This window comes from Marinobacter sp. BW6 (assembly GCF_008107725.1).
GTDB lineage: Bacteria > Pseudomonadota > Gammaproteobacteria > Pseudomonadales > Oleiphilaceae > Marinobacter.
In genome coordinates this window covers 1-473 of the sequence record NZ_VIRN01000069.1, presented here as the reverse complement: position 1 = coordinate 473, position 473 = coordinate 1, and the positions used below count along the sequence as shown (strand labels likewise).

Genomic DNA, 473 nt, shown 5'->3' with positions numbered 1-473 from the left:
GGGCCCAGAGGAAGCGCCCGTACCAGTGTTCGCGGGAGGCCTTTTCCTCGACATCGGCAAGGGCGCGGGCGACGCGTTGCCAGGTACCGTCGACGCTGGCATCCACCGGCGTACCGTCCTTGCTCTTGAGCCGGTACTTCTTGTCCCAGATATCCTGCGACGCGTCCTGCAGGGCGATGGTCCCGCGTTCGGTGCGGGGACTGCGTGCGTCTGTCTTGGCCATCCGCTGATTAACCTCCCGATGGTTGTTGGGGCGTCCGAAGCCGGCCACCGTACGCAACATCTAGTTATCCGTACCTGACGGGAATCAATATCTTGTGTCAGGCAGCAACAGACAACCTTAGTCATCGGGACGCCGCGCGCAAGAGGGCGCGGCCATCGGTCACGGGTTTTCAGAGCTTTTCCAGACAGCCGGCAAATTCGCCTGCCAGGTTGTTCAGAAGATTCTCATAGCCGTTGGCGTCCACGCTCAC

General features: G+C 61.5%; 1 protein-coding gene and 1 pseudogene. Both read right to left on the bottom strand.

The window, feature by feature from the left end; all coding sequences use genetic code 11:
• Nucleotides 1-283: pseudogene (locus tag FMN52_RS18495) on the bottom strand (ribonucleoside-diphosphate reductase, adenosylcobalamin-dependent); the annotation flags it as partial.
• A gap of 109 nt (nucleotides 284-392) precedes the next feature.
• On the bottom strand, nucleotides 393-473 hold an 81-nt coding region (locus FMN52_RS20030; protein ID WP_240339539.1), incomplete at its 5' end, for a hypothetical protein.